Annotated in this window: 22 protein-coding genes; all 22 read left to right on the forward strand. The window is 49.5% G+C overall.

Features of this window, described 5'->3' with window-relative positions:
• Position 1 precedes the first annotated feature (1 nt).
• The 22 genes from M0R35_03840 (at position 2) to M0R35_03945 (ending at position 19585) form a co-directional block, all read left to right on the forward strand.
• The gene (locus M0R35_03840; GenBank protein ID MCK9594788.1) at positions 2-595 is read left to right on the forward strand and encodes a transposase; all 594 of its coding nucleotides are present in this window, start codon (positions 2-4) and stop codon (positions 593-595) included.
• 123 nt (positions 596-718) lie between these two features.
• Positions 719-1039: a thioredoxin gene (gene trxA, locus M0R35_03845; protein MCK9594789.1), complete on the forward strand. Its 321-nt coding sequence runs from the start codon at positions 719-721 to the stop codon at positions 1037-1039.
• Positions 1039-2127, forward strand: coding sequence for an AAA family ATPase (locus tag M0R35_03850; GenBank protein ID MCK9594790.1), 1089 nt, complete (start codon positions 1039-1041; stop codon positions 2125-2127). Before trxA ends, M0R35_03850 begins: the two co-directional genes overlap by 1 nt.
• A gap of 2 nt (positions 2128-2129) precedes the next feature.
• On the forward strand, positions 2130-3056 hold the full coding sequence (locus M0R35_03855; GenBank protein MCK9594791.1) for a phosphate acyltransferase: 927 nt from the start codon (positions 2130-2132) through the stop codon (positions 3054-3056).
• 97 nt (positions 3057-3153) lie between these two features.
• Positions 3154-3663 (forward strand): DJ-1/PfpI family protein, encoded by a 510-nt coding sequence (locus tag M0R35_03860; protein MCK9594792.1) that lies wholly within the window; start codon positions 3154-3156, stop codon positions 3661-3663.
• 13 nt (positions 3664-3676) lie between these two features.
• Positions 3677-4027: an aspartate 1-decarboxylase gene (locus tag M0R35_03865; GenBank protein ID MCK9594793.1), complete on the forward strand. Its 351-nt coding sequence runs from the start codon at positions 3677-3679 to the stop codon at positions 4025-4027.
• Positions 4002-4493: a peptide deformylase gene (def, locus tag M0R35_03870; GenBank protein ID MCK9594794.1), complete on the forward strand. Its 492-nt coding sequence runs from the start codon at positions 4002-4004 to the stop codon at positions 4491-4493. Before M0R35_03865 ends, def begins: the two co-directional genes overlap by 26 nt.
• Positions 4480-5376, forward strand: a complete 897-nt coding sequence (gene lipA, locus M0R35_03875; GenBank protein ID MCK9594795.1) for a lipoyl synthase — start codon at positions 4480-4482, stop codon at positions 5374-5376. The genes def and lipA overlap by 14 nt, the downstream gene beginning before the upstream one ends.
• The gene (trxB, locus tag M0R35_03880; protein ID MCK9594796.1) at positions 5364-6284 is read left to right on the forward strand and encodes a thioredoxin-disulfide reductase; all 921 of its coding nucleotides are present in this window, start codon (positions 5364-5366) and stop codon (positions 6282-6284) included. Before lipA ends, trxB begins: the two co-directional genes overlap by 13 nt.
• 9 nt (positions 6285-6293) lie before the next feature.
• A complete protein-coding gene (locus tag M0R35_03885; GenBank protein MCK9594797.1) occupies positions 6294-8099 on the forward strand; it encodes a phosphoenolpyruvate carboxykinase (GTP) in 1806 nt (601 codons plus the stop codon).
• A gap of 4 nt (positions 8100-8103) precedes the next feature.
• Entirely contained in the window at positions 8104-8997 is an 894-nt protein-coding gene (locus M0R35_03890; protein MCK9594798.1) for a phosphoribosylaminoimidazolesuccinocarboxamide synthase, read from the forward strand.
• The gene (locus M0R35_03895) at positions 8997-9953 is read left to right on the forward strand and encodes a flippase-like domain-containing protein (GenBank protein ID MCK9594799.1); all 957 of its coding nucleotides are present in this window, start codon (positions 8997-8999) and stop codon (positions 9951-9953) included. Before M0R35_03890 ends, M0R35_03895 begins: the two co-directional genes overlap by 1 nt.
• Positions 9922-10392 carry an NYN domain-containing protein gene (locus M0R35_03900; protein MCK9594800.1) on the forward strand — a complete coding sequence of 157 codons (471 nt, stop codon included), beginning with the start codon at positions 9922-9924 and terminating at the stop codon, positions 10390-10392. The genes M0R35_03895 and M0R35_03900 overlap by 32 nt, the downstream gene beginning before the upstream one ends.
• A gap of 67 nt (positions 10393-10459) precedes the next feature.
• Positions 10460-11239 carry an MBL fold metallo-hydrolase gene (locus M0R35_03905; GenBank protein ID MCK9594801.1) on the forward strand — a complete coding sequence of 260 codons (780 nt, stop codon included), beginning with the start codon at positions 10460-10462 and terminating at the stop codon, positions 11237-11239.
• Complete coding sequence (locus M0R35_03910) at positions 11232-11756, forward strand: epoxyqueuosine reductase QueH (GenBank protein ID MCK9594802.1); 525 nt, start codon at positions 11232-11234, stop codon at positions 11754-11756. Before M0R35_03905 ends, M0R35_03910 begins: the two co-directional genes overlap by 8 nt.
• A gap of 5 nt (positions 11757-11761) precedes the next feature.
• Positions 11762-13729, forward strand: coding sequence for an ATP-binding protein (locus M0R35_03915; protein MCK9594803.1), 1968 nt, complete (start codon positions 11762-11764; stop codon positions 13727-13729).
• A 22-nt stretch (positions 13730-13751) separates the two neighbouring features.
• Complete coding sequence (locus tag M0R35_03920) at positions 13752-14945, forward strand: aminoacetone oxidase family FAD-binding enzyme (protein ID MCK9594804.1); 1194 nt, start codon at positions 13752-13754, stop codon at positions 14943-14945.
• Position 14946: 1 nt separating this feature from the next.
• Positions 14947-15180 carry a hypothetical protein gene (locus M0R35_03925; GenBank protein MCK9594805.1) on the forward strand — a complete coding sequence of 78 codons (234 nt, stop codon included), beginning with the start codon at positions 14947-14949 and terminating at the stop codon, positions 15178-15180.
• 10 nt (positions 15181-15190) lie between these two features.
• A complete protein-coding gene (locus tag M0R35_03930; GenBank protein ID MCK9594806.1) occupies positions 15191-16603 on the forward strand; it encodes a B12-binding domain-containing radical SAM protein in 1413 nt (470 codons plus the stop codon).
• A 125-nt stretch (positions 16604-16728) separates the two neighbouring features.
• Positions 16729-17472 (forward strand): ZIP family metal transporter, encoded by a 744-nt coding sequence (locus M0R35_03935; protein MCK9594807.1) that lies wholly within the window; start codon positions 16729-16731, stop codon positions 17470-17472.
• A 33-nt stretch (positions 17473-17505) separates the two neighbouring features.
• A complete protein-coding gene (locus M0R35_03940; protein ID MCK9594808.1) occupies positions 17506-18216 on the forward strand; it encodes a hypothetical protein in 711 nt (236 codons plus the stop codon).
• A 19-nt stretch (positions 18217-18235) separates the two neighbouring features.
• The gene (locus M0R35_03945; GenBank protein ID MCK9594809.1) at positions 18236-19585 is read left to right on the forward strand and encodes a chloride channel protein; all 1350 of its coding nucleotides are present in this window, start codon (positions 18236-18238) and stop codon (positions 19583-19585) included.
• Positions 19586-19659: the final 74 nt, after the last annotated feature.

The raw sequence follows: 19659 nt of genomic DNA on the forward strand, positions 1-19659 counted from the left end.
AATGCCATATCGTGAATTCATATTTGGGCCCGGAAATTATTATCATGTGTTCAATCGTGGGAATGAAAAGAAAAACATATTCCTGGAAATGGATGATTATGGGCGTTTTATGGCTAAGATCAAAGAATATAAAATTATCCATGAGATCAGTGTTATTTGCTATTGTTTGATGCCGAATCATTTTCACTTTTTATTGCGCCAGGACGCTAAAGATCCGGTATCGGACTTCATACATCGGTTGACAGTAAGCTATTCGATGTATTTTAATAAACACTACGAACGCGTGGGACATCTTTTTCAGGGGAGTTTTCGGGCGAAGTTGATAAAAGACGAAAATTATTTATTGCATCTATCGAAGTATATACATCGGAATCCGGTGGAAGTCTTATCCCAGGGGGAGAAGTTGGCTGAATATCCCTGGTCAAGTTACCCTGAATACCTGAAAATGGCTGATATGGATATCTGCGATAAAGCTATAATTCTGGAGCAATTCCGCGGCGTCAATACAGTCAGAGCTTATAAAGATTTTGTGGAGGATCGTTTGATAGAGAATAAACCGTTACAATCGAAGGATTTCTTTGCGGAACCTGAATAGCTCTAACAGGTTAGAAGACCGGGTCTTGAGTTGAGCAAAATCCCTTGTCAAATACAGCTATTTATGGTAAATTTAATGCTCCAGCCGTGTATTTTATTAATCTTAAACGAGAGGGCAACGGAAATGGCATTAATGCATTTTACTGATGGCAATTTCACGAAAGAGGTCCTGGAATCGGATGTTCCGGTAGTGGTTGATTTTTGGGCTACCTGGTGCGGGCCTTGCAAGATGGTCGCTCCGATCATCGATGAATTGGCCAAGGAATACGATAAGAAGGTCAAGATCGGCAAGGTGGATGTTGACGAGAGCCCCAATACCGCCTCAAAGTTCGGGGTTATGTCCATCCCGACTATAATGTTCTTTAAAGGCGGTAAGGTAATGGAGCAGAGCGTCGGCGCCATAAGCAAGTCCGATCTTAAGAAAAAAATCGACGAAAATATTTGATGAAGAAGATATTTATTGCCGCCACCAAGCAGAATGACGGCAAGACTACAGTGTCTTTGGGGCTGGTTTGCAATTTCCAGCAAAGGTTCAAAAAAGTCGCTTTTATTAAGCCTATCGGCCAGCGTTACCTGGAAGAAGAAGGCTTGAAGATCGACGAGGATTCGATACTTATCGAAGAGTCGTGCGGAATACGCAGCAGCCTCAAGGATATGAGCCCGATCGCGGTGGAGAAGGGTTTCACCGAGCGCTACATCGCCCACCCGAATAAGGATACTATTTCCAGGCAGATCAAAGATTCATTCCGCCGGATCTCCAAAAAGCAGGATCTGATAGTCATCGAAGGCACGGGCCACGCCGGAGTTGGTTCGGTTTTTGACCATTCCAACGCCATGGTAGCCAGGATGACCGGTTCCAAGGTGGTGATCGTTTCTTCGGGAGGCGTTGGCAGGCCGATAGACGAGATAATCCTGAACAAGGCGCTTTTTGATAAAGAAGGGGTCAAGATCCTCGGGGTGATTATAAATAAAGTTTTGCCGGCTAAATTCGATAAGATCAACGCCTTGGTCCGTAAAGGGCTGAAAAGGCGCGGCATTGACGTGCTGGGTGTCATACCGTTCGACCCGATGTTGTCTTATCCGACCGTCAAGCAGATACTTGAGGAGACCAACTTTGAACTTTTATGCGGCAAGGATTACCTGGAGAGTTACGTGTCCCGGGTGATCGTCGGGGCGATGAAGCCGGCGAATGCCCTGCGCTATATGGTAGACGACAGCCTGCTGATCACCGCCGGAGACGCCGATGATATGATCAAAGCGGCATTAGGCGAGTTCAGGGAATCGGACAGGAAACGGCTGAAGATATCCGGTATCATCCTATCCGGCGGGCTCAGCCCGGATAAGCCGATCATGGACCTTTTGACCCGGGCCCGGATCCCTGTGCTTTTGTCCGCCGCTGACACATATTCGGTTTCATACTGTATTCATGATCTTACGGTAAAGATACAACCGGAGAATACCATAAAGATAAAGACCGCCGTGGAGATGGTCAAAAATTACGTGGACCTGGATAAAATATTAAAGGGGATATAAGCATGGATACCGTAAGAAGAATAAGGGAAAAAGCCAGGAAGAGCCTGAAAACGATCGCTTTGCCGGAGTATAACGATAAGCGCGTGATTGAGGCGGCTCGGATCATCGAGGATGAAGGCGTGGCCAAGGCTTTGCTGCTTACCCCGGATAAGATCAACCCGCACGAGAAGGAAAGATATATCGCCGAATATTACGAGCTGCGCAAGGCCAAAGGCGTGGAGATGGACGCGGTCCGGAAACTTTTTGACGACCCGTTGTATTACGCGGCAATGCTTACCCGCGAAGGCAAGGTCGACGGGTTTGTCGCCGGGGCCAGCCATACCACCGCGGATGTCTGCCGGGCGTCGATAACCTGCGTGGGCATCGAGGAAAGATTAAGGATTGTTTCCAGTTGTTTTATCATGGTTGTCCCGAATTGTTCATTCGGATATGAAGGGACTTTTATATTCGCCGATTGCGGGGTGGTCCCGGACCCGACCCCCAGGCAATTGGCCTGCATAGCGCTGGCTTCCGCGGAATTAGGCGCCCGTGTTTTGGATCTTGTCCCGCGGGTGGGATTGCTCAGTTATTCCACCAGAGGCTCGGCGCAGGGCAAGGCCATTGATAATGTGCGCGAGGCTTTCGGGATTTTAAAGGAGATGGCCCCTGACCTGTTGTGCGACGGAGAAATGCAGGTCGACGCGGCGATCGTCCCAGAGGTGGCTAAGATCAAATATCCGGACAGCCCGGTCAGCGGCAGGGCCAATGTCTTGATATTCCCTAATCTGGAAGCGGGAAATATCGCATATAAGATTGTTGAGCGCCTGGCCAGGGCCAGGGCTATCGGGCCGTTATTGCTGGGTTTGAAAAGTCCGTGTAGCGATCTGTCCCGCGGCTGTTCCGTCGAGGATGTGGTTGATTGCGTGGCGATCTCGGCTATCAGGGCATAATTGTTCAACATGTATGCTGGATATTAGAAAAACCGGTATATTGTTCCTGGCGATCTTCGGTGTTTTTAACTGTTATGCATATGGCGCGGAGATTAAAATGAAAAATGTGCTGATGGTAATTGCCGAAGATCATTTCAGGGATGAAGAGTATTTTCAGCCTAAGAATGCCCTGGAAATTAAAGGGATCAACGTGCTGACCGCGTCCGCGTCCCTGAATACGGCTACCGGGTCCCTGGGAGGGAAGGTGGCGCCGGATCTGTTGATCTCTGCTGCGGATATGAAAGATTACGACGCTCTGGTTTTAATTGGTGGAGGCGGGGCGGAACAATATTATGATGACCCGGTCGTGCATAACCTTATCCGTCAGGCTGAAAACCGGCAAAAAATTATTGCCGCTATCTGTATAGCCCCGGTTATTCTGGCCAGGGCCGGGGCATTGAAAGGCAAAAAGGCCACTGTATGGCATTCTGAGGCTGGCGAGATAAATAATGCCGGAGGCAAATATACCGGATCGAAGGTGGAAAAGGACGGCAATATCATTACGGCTAACGGGCCGGATGCGGTGCTGGGGTTCATTGACGAATTGCTTAAGCTGCTTTTGAATTAAACCGGAGAAAAATATGATGAGGATGATGTTGAAATCAAAGATACACCGGGCTACGGTAACCGATGCCAACCTTTATTATGAAGGCAGTATTACTATCGACCAGTGCCTGATGGAAAGATCCGGGATACTGGCCAATGAAAAGGTCGAAGTGCTGAACCTGAATAACGGCTCGCGCCTGGAAACTTATGTAATAACCGGGAAAAAAAGATCGGGGATCGTCTGTCTTAACGGCCCGGCAGCCAGAGGCGCTTGCAAGGGCGATAAAATAATCATTGTGGCTTACGCCCTGGTGGAGGACAAGGATTGCCCGGGCGTAAAACCTAAAATAGTGAAAGTCGATGAGCGAAACAGGATTAAAGATTAGAGAGTTCCCGGACCCGGTATTGCGCAGGAAAGCCAAGCCGGTAAAAACAGTTTCCGCCGAACATGCCGCGTTGTTAAGCAAGATGGCCAGGCTGATGTATGAGTCCAGGGGCGTCGGGCTTGCCGCACCTCAGGTAGGAGTAAGCGAGGCGCTTATAGTCGTGGACGCCGGCAGCGGGCTGTATAAACTGGTCAACCCGAAGGTCATCAAAAAAGAAGGCTCTCAGGTCAATGATGAGGGTTGTTTGAGCGTTCCGGGAGTTTATATAAAAGTCAAGCGGGCCAGAAGAATAACGGTCAGCGGGCTGGATGAATCTTCAAAGCCGGTAAAGTTCGAGGCGCAGGATCTGTTGGCCTGCGCGATCCAGCATGAGATAGATCATCTATCCGGCCGGATAATAGTGGATTACGCGTCTTTCTTTAAAAAGATGGCCATAGGCATTAAAAAAGCAAATGCCGTTAAATAAAAGGCTTCCGGCCTGGTTCAGGCAGGCGATCCCCGATGACAATGCTTTAAAGTTGATGCGCCGGTTGTCCGATATGCAGGTCAATACGGTCTGTAAAGAGGCGAAATGCCCTAATATCGGGTCGTGTTTTGCGCAGTCCCGGATGACCTTTATGATCCTGGGAAATACCTGCACCAGGTCCTGCGGATTCTGCAATGTGAATAAGGCTGCCGGAAGAAAATTATCATTAGACCGGCGCGAGACGACAAGGATCTGTTCGGTAATAAAAGATTTGGGCTTGCGATATGCGGTGATCACCTCGGTGACCCGCGACGACCTGGATGACGGCGGCGCAGGCCAATTCGCTGAATTGATCAAAGAGATACGGGGTATCAGCGCGGATATTCGGATAGAGATATTGATCCCGGACCTTCAGGCAAAACCCGAAAGCATTAAAGTTATCCGGGGCGCAGGCCCGGATGTGGTTGGGCACAACCTGGAAACAGTGCCCGGGTTATACCCGGCGCTGCGACCGCAGGCGGATTATCAAAGGTCGCTTTCGGTCCTGAGAATGCTCAAGGATGGCGGATCCGGGCTGATCACTAAATCTTCGTTAATGCTCGGGTTTGGCGAAACTCCGGCCGAGGTTGAGCGGGTAATGAAAGATCTAAGGGGGGTTGATTGCGATATATTGACCCTGGGCCAGTACCTGGCTCCATCGGAAGGTCAGGTCAGGGTAAAGGAATTCATAACCCCGGAACAGTTCAAACAATTTGAAATAACGGGATTCAGCCTGGGATTTAAGGAAGTCCTGGCTGGGCCTTTAGTTCGTAGCTCATTCAAAGCAAACGAGTTACAAGACCGGGTCTTGAATAGGAAAAAGGTGGATAAATGTACGATCTGATCATTATCGGCGCAGGGCCTGCAGGGCTTACCGCAGGGTTGTACGGAGGCAGATACCGGCTTAATACTTTGATCCTGGAAAAAATGTCTGTGGGAGGCCAGATCATTCTTTCTCAGACCATTGAGAATTTCCCCGGTTTCCCGGGCGGAATAGCTACTGAAGAGTTGATCGCCAGGTTCAAGAAACAGGTGGATGATGTGGGCGTGGCTGTAAAAGAAGCCGAGGTTACAGCTATTGAGAAAGACCTCCAATCACAGGCGGGTTATCTTATAAAAACTAAAGACGGCTCTTTCCAAAGCCGCGGCGTGATCATTGCCTCAGGCGCAAGTTGGAAGAGGTTGGGTGTTCCCGGAGAAGAAAAGCTGATCGGTAAAGGGGTTTCATATTGCGGGACCTGCGACGCCCCGTTCTTTCGCAATAAAGAGGTGGTGGTGGTTGGCGCGGGCGACCACGCTTTTGAAGACGCGATATTCCTGACCACTTATGCCAGTAAAGTCACAATTGTCCATCGCAGGCAGGGATTCCGCTGCGCGAAGATACTTGAGGAAAAGGCGAAGGCCAACCCGAAAATAAATTTTATTCTGGATACGGTGATAGAAGAGATTTTGGGCGAAAATAAAGTAGAAGGGGTCAGGCTGAAGAATCTTGTTACCGGCCAGCCCAGCCAATTATCATGCCAGGGCGTGTTTGTGTTCATCGGCGTGGCTCCGAACAGCGCTTTCGTGAAGGAGAAAGTAAAGTTGGATGAGGGCGGCTTCATAATTACCGATGAAAACATGCAGACGAGTTTTGCCGGCGTGTTTGCCTGCGGCGATTGCCGAAAGAAAACCCTGTATCAGGTGGTCAACGGTTGCGGTGAAGGCGCAGTGGCTGCGCATTCCGCGCATACATATCTTTTGAATAAATAAGGGAGCAACATGTGTGCTCAAAAATATCTTACGCATAACCAGAAATTAAAAGAATGGGTGGAAAAGGCTGTTCGCCTTTGTCGGCCTGATGAAGTGGTTTGGATCGACGGTTCCTCGGAGCAGAAGCTGCAGTTGGAAAAAGAATCCGTGACTACCGGCGAGCTTATACCTCTTAATGAGGAGAGGCTTCCCGGATGTTTTCTGCACCGGACCAACCCTAATGACGTCGCCCGGACCGAGCATTTGACCTTTATCTGCACCAGGGATAAGAAGGACGCCGGGCCGAATAACAACTGGATGTCCCCGTCAGACGCCTATGCCAAGGCCAGGAAGATATTTAGATCTTCGATGAAGGGCAGAAAAATGTACGTGATCCCGTTTTCCATGGGTCCGGTGGGCTCGCCTTTCAGCAAGATCGGCGTGGAATTGACTGATTCGCGTTACGTGGTCTTGAATATGATGATCATGACCCGCGTGGGTTCAAGCGTCCTGGAACAGCTGGATAACGGCGTGGATTTCACCAGATGCCTGCATTCCCTGGCTGACCTGGATATCGACCGCAGATTGATACTGCATTTCCCCGAGGACAATACTATCTGGAGCGTTGGCTCCGGTTACGGCGGAAACGTCCTTCTGGGTAAAAAATGTTTGTCGTTGCGGATCGCCAGCCACATCGCCAGGAAAGAAAAATGGATGGCTGAGCATATGCTGATCATGGGCATTGAAAAGCCCAACGGCGAGATCAAATACATAGCCGCGGCATTCCCCAGCTCCTGCGGTAAGACCAACCTGGCTATGCTTGTCCCTCCTGAAGGCCTGAAGAAAAAAGGCTACCGTATCTGGACCGTGGGTGATGATATTGCCTGGATGCGCATAGATACGGACGGCGGTTTGTGGGCGGTAAACCCGGAGACCGGATTTTTCGGGGTGGCGCCGGGAACGAATTCCCACACCAACCCCAATATGGTAACGACTATCCGCAAAAATACCATTTATACCAATGTTTTGTCAAAGCCTGACGGGACGGTCTGGTGGGAAGGCGCTGACGGCGAGACTCCGGTGCGCGGGATCGACTGGCAGGGAAGGCCGTGGAAACCAGGAATGGTCGACAGCGAAGGCCGGAAGGTCCTCGGCGCGCATCCTAATAGCCGGTTTACTACTCCGATAAGCCAGTGCCCTTCGGCGTCGTTCAGGCTGGACCAGCCGCATGGCGTGCCGATAGCGGCGATAATATTCGGCGGACGCAGGCAGCATCTGGCCCCCCTGGTTTACGAATCATTCAACTGGCAGCACGGTGTTTTTATCGGAGCGACTATGGCTTCGGAACGCACCGCGGCCCAGGTCGGTAAATTAGGCGAGGTCCGGCGCGACCCTATGGCGATGCTTCCATTTTGCGGTTATAATATGGCCGCGTATTTCCGGCATTGGCTGGATATGGGCAAACGCATGGCCAGGCAGCCGCGGATTTTTAACGTTAACTGGTTCAGGATGGACGATAATAATAAATTCTTGTGGCCGGGATACCGGGAGAATCTGCGCGTCTTGGAATGGGTCCTTGACCGCTGTAATAATAAGGTTGAGGCTGAGCCGACGGCGATAGGTTATATACCCAGGCCAGGGGATCTGGATCTTAACGGCTTGAATATAAGCGACGCCGCGATCAACAAGCTTTTGTCGATTGATAAAAAAGCCTGGCTCGCGGAGATGGAAGGGGTCAGTAAATTCTTCCGGCAGTTCCAGAAAGACCTGCCCGAGGAGCTTTGGACTGAATATGAAAATCTTAAAGAGCGGATATCCTCTTTGAAGAAAGGATAGGTAGATGCCCGAGAAAGTAGTGTTGACCACGGATCTAAAGGACTTAACGCTTTTCAGGCGGGGCAAGGTCAGGGATGTGTATGACCTGGGTGATAAATTGTTGATCATCTCCACTGACCGGATATCCTGTTTTGACGTGGTCCTTGCCTGCGGCATACCTTATAAGGGCAAGGTCCTGACCAAATTGTCCTGCTTCTGGTTCGATCTGCTCAAAGAGATCATTCCCAACCATTTTATCAGCGCGGATATCAAGGATTACCCGCAGCAGCTTCAAAAATACGCCGAGTGTCTTGAAGGCAGGTCAATGCTGGTAAAAAAGACCAGCCCGTTGCCGGTTGAATGCGTGGTTAGGGGGTATCTTTCCGGCTCCGGCTTGAAAGAATACTTGAAGAGCGGATCGGTCTGCGGGATAAAACTGCCCGGCGGTTTGATCGAATCCGCGGAACTCCCGGAAGTGATCTTTACCCCCTCCACAAAAGAAGAAAAAGGGCATGACCAGAATGTCAGCCAGGATTACGTGGAAAAGAAGATCGGCAATGAGAAAACGGGGATCTTAAAAGAAAAAAGCATCGCGATCTATAAAAAAGCCCGCGACTACGCCCGCGCCCGGGGCGTTATTATAGCGGATACTAAATTTGAGTTTGGGATTTTTGAAGACAAGGTTATCCTGATCGACGAGGTTCTTACCCCGGATTCTTCGCGTTTCTGGCCGAAGGATGAGTATTCTCCCGGCAAGCCACAGCCGAGTTTTGACAAGCAATTCGTCAGGGATTATCTGGAAAGCCTGGACTGGGACAAAACCCCTCCGGCGCCCGGCCTGCCTGAGGAGATCGTCGAAAAAACATCGAAGAAATACCTTCAGGCTTATAAAAATCTGACCGGAGAAGAATTTAAATAATGACGATCTTCAAGAAGGCCATGGGTTTGGTTCTTAAGATCTGTTGCAGCGTTTTGCTTCTGTTTGTGTTGTTCAGGCAGATAGACGCGAAGTCAGTCCTTTCGATAATAAAAAACACCAATAAGCCGCTGTTGCTTTTTTCTTTCCTGTTGTGCTCATCTGTTTATATTTTGTGTTTTTTGAGATGGAAAATGCTGCTCGCCGTATCCGGGATCAGGCCGGCGATATCCCGGTTGATCTCGCCTTTTGCCGGCGGGGTATTTTTTAATTTATTCCTCCCGACGACTATCGGGGGGGATTTTGTGCGCAGCGCCGATCTGGCTATACATACAAAAAGGGCGAACGAGGTGGTCGCTACGGTGATCCTGGACAGGTTAAGCGGTTACATTGGTATGGTCCTTGTCGCTTTGCTCGCCTTGATCTTTGGGAGTAAATTGATCGAGGATCGAATGATCTTCTTGAGCATTGCCGGGCTTACTGCCGGGTTGGTCCTTATTATGCTGGTGTTTTTCAACAGTTTTGTTTATTCGATATTCCGGAAATTGTTTTATTCTCCGGATGCCGGAAAAATAAGGGCGGCCATCGAGGATATTCACCGCGAGATCTATAATTTGCGCGACCACAAGAAAGTCGCGTTAAAGAACCTGTTTTTATCCATATTAGTCCAGGCGATAACGCCGGTGACTACATATATAATCGCTTTGTCGCTGGGCGTGGATATGAACATATCTTATTTTTTCATCATTCTGCCCATAATTTCAGCCATATCTATGTTGCCGATATCCCTGGGTGGTTTAGGGATAAGGGATGCCGCCACGATATTTTTTTTCGCCAAGGTCGGAGTAGGGCAAGACCTGGCTTTTGCCATGTCCCTTATCGGTTTTCTTTTTATCGTAATTTACGCCGGCATCGGGGGGCTTATCTATGTCTTTACACTACGTCATAGACGGGTATAATTTGATAAAACACCGGTCGTTTTCTTTCGCCGACCGGTTCAAAGACGGCCGTTTCGCGCTTATCCAGTTTCTGCGCTGCGAAAAGCCGTGCGGCAGCTCCAAGAATAAGATCACTGTGGTTTTTGACGGTTATCCCCGGGGAATGAGCTCTCAGGACAGCGACATAGAGATAATCTTTTCCGGGGATGAAAGCGCCGATGACCGGATCATAAGAATCGCCGGATCGCGCCGCGGCCCGCGCAATATAGTGCTGGTTTCCGATGACCGTCAGCTCACGGATACGGTCAAAGGCTGCGGATTGTCCGCGGTAGGCATTGAGGAGTTCATCGCCCCTAAGAAGAAGTTCGCCCGCAAGAGCGACGACTCATCAAAATCCGAGTTGACCGGCAGTATGGTGCGCAAGATAAATAAGGAATTGGAAGATATCTGGCTTAAGTGATCAAGACCCGGTCTTCTAACTTGTTGATAGCTAAAGGTTTTCAAGACCGGGTCTTGAATATGATAATATGGGTGATTTTATAAAATTCCTGGGCACTGCCGGGGCGCGTTTTGTGATGATCAGGCAGCTGCGTAATTCAGGAGGTATATGGATATCCTGCGAAGGCGCGAATGTTCTGATCGACCCTGGTCCGGGAAGCATTGTCCATTGCGCCAAGTCCCGGCCTAAACTCGACCCTTGCAGCCTGGACGCGGTAATCCTCACCCATCGCCATCTGGACCATTCTAATGATATCAACGTGATGATCGAGGCGATGACAGAGGGCGGGTTTAAGAAAAGAGGCGAGGTATTCTGCCCGGCTGACGCTTTAGAAGGAGATCCGGTGATCTTTAAATATCTCCGGCAGGCCCCGGAGCGGATACAACTGATCCGGGCCAACCAGTCGTACCAGACGGGAAATTTCATTTTTTCCACCTCTATGCGGCATATTCATCCGGTTGAGACCTACGGCCTTAAATTCAAAATAAACGGCAAAGAGGTGGGGCTTTTAACCGATACCCGATATTTTGCGCAGCTGGCGGATTTTTATGATGTCGAGATGTTGATAGCCGGCGTTGTTTTTCGGGAGCCCAGGCCGGGGATAGACCATTTGAGCGTTGCGGAGTTGAAAGGCTTGATCCTTGGCCTTAAATCCAAAGGACGGCTTAAGAAGGTAATACTGACCCATTTTGGGATGTCTATGCTTAAGGCGAAGCCTCGCAATGTCGCAATGGACCTGGCCCGCGAGACCGGGGTGGATGTTATCGCCGCTACCGACGGGATGACTGTGGGGTTGGATAATGAATAAAATATTACTGCATATCTGTTGCGGTATATGCTCCGGTTGGCCGATTGAGAAACTGCGCCAGGACGGCTATGAGGTTACCGGGATATTTTATAACCCTAATATCCATCCGCGGGATGAATATGAGCGCCGTCTGGAAGCGGCCAAGAAAGCCTGTTTTGTCCGCGGTATGGAATTGATAAGCGCGCCTTATGACTGCGAACGCTGGCTCAGCCTGACTGAAGACCTGAAAAATGAGCCTGAAGGCGGGAAACGCTGCTCGCTATGTTACCGCCTGCGCCTGGAGTATACGGCTTTGAAGGCTAAGGAGATGGGGATAGAATATTTCACCACTACGCTTTCCATAAGCCCGCATAAAGACAGCGCCCTTATAAACCGGATCGGCATCGAAATCGCCGGCGACGGGTTCAAGGAATATGATTTTAAAAAGGCGGATGGTTTCAAAAAATCCAATCGATTTTCACTGGAACACGGATTGTACAGGCAGAATTACTGCGGATGTTCTTATAACATGAGGTAAAGGCGATGATAAGAAAAATACTGGCGTCAATAAACGCGAAAAGCATAATCGGTTTATTCCTTATCGTGTTCGTCATTTTGATGGCGATAACTTTTGCCAATGTCAGGTATCAAAGCGAGATCCTGCAAAAGAAAGAGCTGGAGAGCGCCAACACCTTGGCGGATATTATACTCAGCGCGATGCGTTATCCCATGCTTAACGGCGACCAGGACATAATCCAGCGGCAGTTCGATAGTTATCGCGTTAATCTTAAAGGGGTCACCGTCGCGCATCTCTTGGATGATCAGGGTATCATTAGGCGGTCCACGGATACCAAATTGATCGGCGAGAAAACTCTGGCCATAAGGATAGCCGATGCGCTTGTCGGCAAGGAATTTCATGGCATTGAGAAAAGGGTCAGGACCAATGGGCTGGTATATGCCAAGACCGTGCCGATCTTTAACGAAAAAAGATGTTACCCTTGCCACGGTTCGGATAAGGAAGTGTTGGGTGTGCTGCGGATCGCCATGGATTGGGAGCGCGTTATTAATGATCTGAAAAGTGTGCGGAACAGGAATATCCTGTTTGCCGTACTCGGGTTGTTCGCCCTGAACATCTTTACCGCGTTCTTTTTGATAAATACGATCATTAAACCCATCAAAGACCTGAAAGACGGGATGAAAAGGGCTTCCATAGGAGATTTTGTCCATCCTTTGGTCCCGGCGAATAGAGACGAGATCGGAGAGTTGACCAGGATGTTCAATAATATGAGCCGCGATCTGAACTTGTTGCTCAGTAAGGAGAAAAAACTGGCGGAAGAAGAAAAGGTCCGGGTGGAGCATTTGGCTGAAATGAACCTGGAATTGAATATGGGGATCGAAGAGCGTATGCGTAGTGAAGCGGAATTGCGCGCAATAACCCAGCGGCTTACGGATATAGTTGAATTTCTGCCGGATGCGACATTTGTCATTGATAAGGAGAAGAAGGTGATCGCCTGGAACCATGCGATGGAAGCGATGACCGGGATTAAAAAAGCCGATATGATCGGCAAAGGCGATTATGCCTATTCCGTGCCGTTTTACGGTATTCCCAGGAAGATCCTGATTGACATGGTCGACCTGCCGTTGAGCCAGATCGAGAAGGATTATAAGTCCATAGAGATAAGAAAGAATACTTTGTGCGCCGAAACGTATGTGCCTTTAATGCGCGGCGGCAAGGGGGCTTACCTGTGGGGTATCTCTGCTATGCTTTTTGACGCCCAGGGCAATAAAGCCGGGGCTATAGAATCGATCCGCGATATAACCGAGCGCAAAGAAATAGAGAAATCGCAAAGGCTGAGCCAGGTGGGAAAACTTGCGGCGAGCATGGCCCATGAGGTGAACAACCCGTTGATGATCATCTCGGGCCGGGCCCAGCTTTCCCTGATGGAAAATATCGCCAATGACGCGGTTAAGAGCAACCTTATGCTTATATTCCAGGAATGCCTCAGGGCAAAGGATATTACTCAGAGGCTGTTGAAATTCTCCCAGCCCAGCCGGGGGGTAATGAAGCCTATCGATTTGAACAAAAGCCTGGAAGAGATAGTGGTGATAATCGAGCATCAGTTCGGTTTGGACAACATAGCCATAAAAAGAGATTACGCCGCCACCCTGCCGTTGGTAAGAGGCGATGAAAAGCAGTTGCAGGAAGTTTTTATCAACCTGTTGAATAACGCCCACGAGGCGATGGAAGAGAACGGGACGATAGAATTGCGTACCAGGGTGGAAAATGATTTCGTAAAAATGGAATTCCGGGATACCGGGGCGGGTATGCCTGTTGAAGTGGTTTCCAAGCTTTTTGAGCCGTTCTTCAGCACAAAAGAAATGGGCACAGGCTTGGGGATTTCGGTAAGCTACAGTATTATAAAGGCGCATGGCGGCCAGATGATATTCGATAGCGCTCAGGGAAAAGGCACGACCGTTATCCTGCTTATACCGATATACAAAGGCGCGTAAAGGTCGCAATCTCTGTCGATCAATGGAAAAATTTGACGTTATAATAATCGGCGCAGGGGCTTCAGGGATCGCCGCCGCGATCAGCGCAAAAAAACGCGGCTCCTCAGTTATTGTGTGTGAGCGCCTGGCGTCTATGGGCAAGAAGATACTGGCTTCCGGGGGAGGCAGGTGTAACCTGCTCAACGAGGAGCTGGATGAGACTAAATATAATCCCGGTTCGCGGGAACTGGTCAAGTCAATCCTGGGCCAATACGGCAGGGACGAAATAAAAAAATTCTTCGCCGGTCTCGGCCTTTTTTTATCATCCGAAAACAACCGTGTTTTTCCCGCCACTAACCAGTCAGCTTCTGTTTTAAGGGTGTTGGAGCTGGAATTGCGGCGATTATCCATTTCGGTTGAGTTTAATTTCGAGGCGTGCGATATACGCGGCGCGGGCGTTGGGTTTACGGTGATATCCCGGGCAGGCAAGAAGCTGCAATGTTCCAGGCTTATTTTGGCTTGCGGGGGGATGTCTTATCCGGCATTGGGTTCCAACGGCGGATGCTATAAACTGGCCGAAAATTACGGGCATAAGATCATTGAGTGTGTTCCGGTTTGCGTGCCTTTGCTGGTAAAAGACCCGTTTTGTCATTTACTTCAAGGGCAAAAGGTCTCTGTTACGGCCCGCTCTGTGGTTGATGGAGAAACAAGATCGGAGTCAAAAGGCGATGTATTGTTCACCAAATACGGGTTATCCGGAACAGCGGTCCTGGATGTCAGCAGGGAATTGTCCGTGGCGATCAATCGGGAGCATAGGCAGGATGCGTATATTTTTCTGGACTTGGCCCCGTTTTTGGAAGAAAATATATTGAAGCAGTATCTGTCGGCGCGGCTGCGGAGCGGGGTTACGGCGGATGATCTTTTGTGCGGGGTATTGCCAAACAAATTCATTCTCGCGTTTAAAGATTTGCTGGAAAGCAGAGATCCCGGGCGCATAGCTGCCGGGCTTAAGGAAAAGCGTTTTAAGGTCCTGGGGACGCGGGGTTGGAACGAGGCGGAATTCACGGCCGGCGGGATCGATACGAAAGAAGTGAAGAACGCCAGCCTTGAGTCGTCGCTGCGTAAAGGCTTGTATTTTTGCGGCGAGGCCCTGGATGTTGACGGCAAACGCGGGGGTTACAATTTAGCCTGGGCGTGGAGCTCGGGTTTTGTGGCGGGTTTAACCAAAGGGGGATGAAATGCCTTACGACAGCAGTCTGGATAAGCAATTATTCACCAAAGCGCTGGAAACCGATGGCGGTAGGATCACGGTTAGCGTGTATTCATACAATAACGGCCCGTTGAAGATGCAGATCGTCAGGGAGAACCGCGACCAGGAAGGCAATTTCCGTTTTGCCAAATTGGGAAGACTTACCAAATCCGAGGTAGAGGAGCTTCTGCCGATCATCAACGAGGGGATCACACATTTGTAAAAAAGCCGGTATGGACGGTATTGTCTTAGTCGGCCTGAACCGCAACACGGTATATACCCCGTTAGCCCTTTTATATTGCCGGGCCTGCCTTACGGAAGATAAAAAATTATCCTCCAGGGTTCGTGTGGACATTCGGGAGTACGAGTTAGAGGATTCCGAGGAATATATATTATGGGACCTGGCGAAATTCGCGCCCGGGATCGTCGGGTTTTCCTGTTATTTGTGGAATATTAAAAAAGTGCTCAAGCTCAGCCGGATGCTGCGCAAGGCAATGCCGGGGATAAAAATAGTTTTGGGCGGGCCGGAAGTATCTCCTTTAGCCAAAGGGATATTGAAGGATAATCCCTGCGTAGATCTGGTGGTCAGGGGTGAAGGCGAGTTTGCCTTTACCGATATTGCGCGGGCTTATTTGACCGGCAAGGGGCTCTCAGGGGTTAAAGGAATAACCTTTCGCAAAGGCAAAAAGGTCTTTGAAAATCCAGGGCATCCGTTTATCGCGGACCTTGATTCCATACCCAGTGCGTATTTGAATTCCGGGTATGAGTTGGCTAATCGGGAAGTATGTCTGGAAACGCAGCGCGGCTGCGTGTTCGGCTGCTGGTTCTGTTATTACAATAAAGGTTGCGCTAACTGGCGGGTTTTTTCGCTGAAGAGAGTAAAGAAAGAGCTGCTTTTTTTGCTTTCCCAGGATCAGGCGGAAATTTACCTGATGGATCCGGTCTTTAATATAGATATTAAGCGGGCCAAGGAGATATGCCGCTTCATAATTGAACACAATAAAAAACGCATCCCGTTCCATACCGAGATCCAGGCGGAATTAGTCGACGCGGAATTGGCGGCACTTTTGAAGAAAGCCTGCGTGCGCTATATCGAAGTGGGACTGCAGTCGGATGACGATAAGGTCCTGAAAAATGTCCGGCGGGCGTTTAACCGGGAAAAGTTCATCAAAGGGTTTAGCCTGCTTAAGAGTAACGGCCTGGTGGTTGAGCTGCAGTTGATCCTGGGGTTGCCCGGGGATTGTTTGGAAACATTTTTCAGGTCTTTGAAATTCGCGCTTGAACTCGATCCGCCGGTGTTGTCCGTTTTTAAGCTGCAGGTTTTGCCCGGTACGATGATACGCGAACGCGCGCGGTCGCTGGGTATTGAATATGAAGCGGAGCCGCCGTATGAATTTATCCAGAGCAGGACAATGCCTTTTAAGGATTCCATACTGGCGCAAAAAGCGGTTAATAGCGTGAGCCTTTTTCGCCGGAACAAAGCCGCGCTGAGGCTATGTAAACAAAAAGGCATAGATATGGTGCAATTGATCAGGCTCTGGCTTGATCATACGCGCTCCGATGACCATTTGCTGAATAATGAAGATAACAACGCTTTGTCCAAGGAAGCCGCCGCTTTCCTCCAGACCTGTAGACGTTGTATGTAACCATCTGCAGGATATGATGTTGGAATTAAATGTTTTATGCGGCAAATCGCAAGGAAATTAGGCGATATAACATTTATTTGTAATTATATGAGGTGTAAAATGTTACGTACAACGTCTACTGGTATATGAATCTTATTCTGATAGGAACTTTGGCTAGTCTTATTGCTGGAGCAGCCACGCTCATTGGCGCTTTGGCGGTATTTTTTATGCACCGGGTTTCCGATAAATTCCTGGATATGTCTCTGGGGTTTTCCGCCGGGGTAATGCTCGCGGCTACATTTTTCGGACTGGTCGCCCCGGCGATCAAAATGGGGGGGACTTTAAAGACAGCGGTCGGGATATTGCTGGGCGCGTTGTTCCTTATTCTTATGGAAAAAACCGTCCCGCACGTGCACAGGGTGGCCGGGGTAAAAGGCCCGCCAACGCATTTAAGCAAGACCGCTTTGTTCATCCTGGCGATAACCATTCATAATTTTCCGGAAGGGTTGACTGTGGGCGTGGGATTCGCTAATGGTAATATCCCCGCCGGCATAGTTTTGGCTGTGGGGATCGGGATCCAGAACATAGTGGAAGGCCTGGCAGTGGGTTTGGCGCTTTTACGGGATAAGACTACGGCAATGACCGCGTTTTTGATCGCCTCATTCACCTGCGTGGTCGAGCCTATCGGGGGTTTGCTGGGTATTTCCGTGGTTTCGGTCAGTCAGCCGCTTGTCCCGTACGGGATGGCTTTTGCCGCCGGGGCCATGCTTTTTGTGACCAGCGAGGAGATCATTCCGGAAACGCATTCGCGCGGCAATGCCCGCGAGGCTACGATCGGCATAATCTTTGGTTTTATCGTGATGATGATGCTGGAAAACCTGTTTGTTTAATCCCGGGGTTGACATAAACGCCCTGTTTTATTTATGGATCTAATTGATTTCGGGTTTCAAAAATCGAACCTATTCCAGCATATGCCGCTTTTCGACGAGATTGCGTATGCCGGGCAGAATGAGGATAATGTCCGCCGGTATAAGGCTCTGCGCGAAGGGCAAAGCTGCGATCTTTTGACTCTGAACTTCATCCGCCACGATGAAAAGATGCTCTGGGAGGCGGTGGAGGATTTTATCAAGCGCAGCACGATCAGCGCCACAGCCGGGGTGCACGGGGTGTATATCTTCGATCTTCTGACCATTGACATATACCGCGAAGCCAAAACATTCAACCACGCCGAACTTTCCGCCGTTATCATGAAAACGGCCGCTAAACTGGCCCCCGCCGAGCTTACTATGATCAAGTATTCTTCGGTCTATGCATTGTTCAGGAAGACTGTTACCGAAGATTGGGGCAAGATCTCGTTTAAGACCGCGGTGGATGTGTTCAAGGATAAACCGGATTTTCTGGATATCCTGGTCAAGCGGCTGCTGAAGAATTTTCAATTTCCGCGCGATCCGGTGATGCTTTTGCTGAATGATCTCAGCCAGAATCCGGTTTTTGACCCCAAGAATGAAACCCAGCAAGCGCGGTTAAAAAAGGTGATCGCTGATCTGATCCCTAATTCCATAGAATTCATCCCGGAAGTTTACATCCAGGATAAGAACGGGGCCCGGGAGCTTCTATCAGGATATGAACTCTAGATGTTAAGCTTATATTGAGATGAAAAAAAGACTGAAGGAAGAATCGCTTTTATTTATAAGCGTGGTTAAGTGGATCGTATTGGCGGCGATAATCGGCGTCATTGTCGGCGGGGCAACCGCCGTATTCTTAAAGGCGCTGAATTACAGCATTGCCTTCGCCGACAAACGGCAGTATTTCTTCCTGTTAGTGCCTGTGGCTTTTTTTATAAGCTCTCTGGTAATCAAATATCTCGCTCCGGATGCCGAAGGCCATGGGACCGAAAAAGTCATTGAGGCAGTTCATAAACGCTCCGGGAAGATAAATCCGGCTGTTGTTCCGGTCAAGCTGTTGACAACGGTTGTCACGATTGCCAGCGGTGGGTCCGCGGGCAAGGAAGGGCCTTGCGCGCAGATCGGGGCCGGTTTGGCGTCTTTTTTTGCCGATATCTTCCGGTTCGATAAATCTGACCGCAGGAAACTGGTTATCTGCGGGATCAGCGCGGGTTTTGCCTCGGTATTCGGCACGCCGATAGCGGGAGCCATATTCGGCGTAGAGGTGCTTTTTGTGGGAGGCATACTCTATGACGTGCTTTTGCCGTCTTTTATCGCCGGGATCATAAGTTATCATGCCACCGAGATGTTCGGGATAAAGTATTTTTATCATGCTATCAGTTTTGTCCCGGTTTTTACGCACTTGTTCTTTCTTAAGGTGATCCTCGCCGGAATATTTTTTGGTTTATGTTCATTCGTAATGATCGAGATATTAAAATTAGGGGAGCGGATATCAGCCAGGATCAGGATATGGGCGCCGTTAAAAGGACTTATCGGCGGTTTAATTATCATAGGCCTGGTGTTCGCTTTCTCGAAACAGTATCTCGGCTTGGGCCTTGGAACGATTGAAAAATGCCTGGCCGGGGGGAAAGTGGAGTGGTTTGCTTTCCTTGTTAAATCTGTTTTTACGAGTATCACGCTTAATTTCGGCGGCAGCGGCGGGATAGTCACGCCGATATTTTTTGTCGGCAGCGCCTCGGGGAATATATTCGCCCAGATATTTCATCTGGATATTGCGACGTTCTCCGCGTTGGGCTTTGTGGCGCTTTTGGCCGGCGCCGCCAATACGCCTATCGCCGCCAGTATCATGGCGATAGAGTTATTCGGCCCAAGGATCGCCCCTTATGCGGCGGTGGCCTGCGTCATCAGCTTTCTTATGACAGGGCATCGCAGCGTGTATCCTTCGCAGATCCTGGCGTTCAAGAAATCCAAGTTCATTGAGGTCGATATGGGCAAAGAGATGAATGATCTCAATGTCAGCTTTCAGGGCTCCAGAAATAGCCGCGCGCTTAAATTGATCTCCTGGATAAGATCTTTTTTTAAAGGCAATAGACGATAAACCATCAGGATGGTATCCGTAAAGACTCTTGGCGGACCATTGGTGTAAGTGGCGCGATACGATTTTGGGTATTT

The organism is Candidatus Omnitrophota bacterium, from assembly GCA_023227985.1.
Classification (GTDB): domain Bacteria; phylum Omnitrophota; class Gorgyraeia; order Gygaellales; family Profunditerraquicolaceae; genus JALOCB01.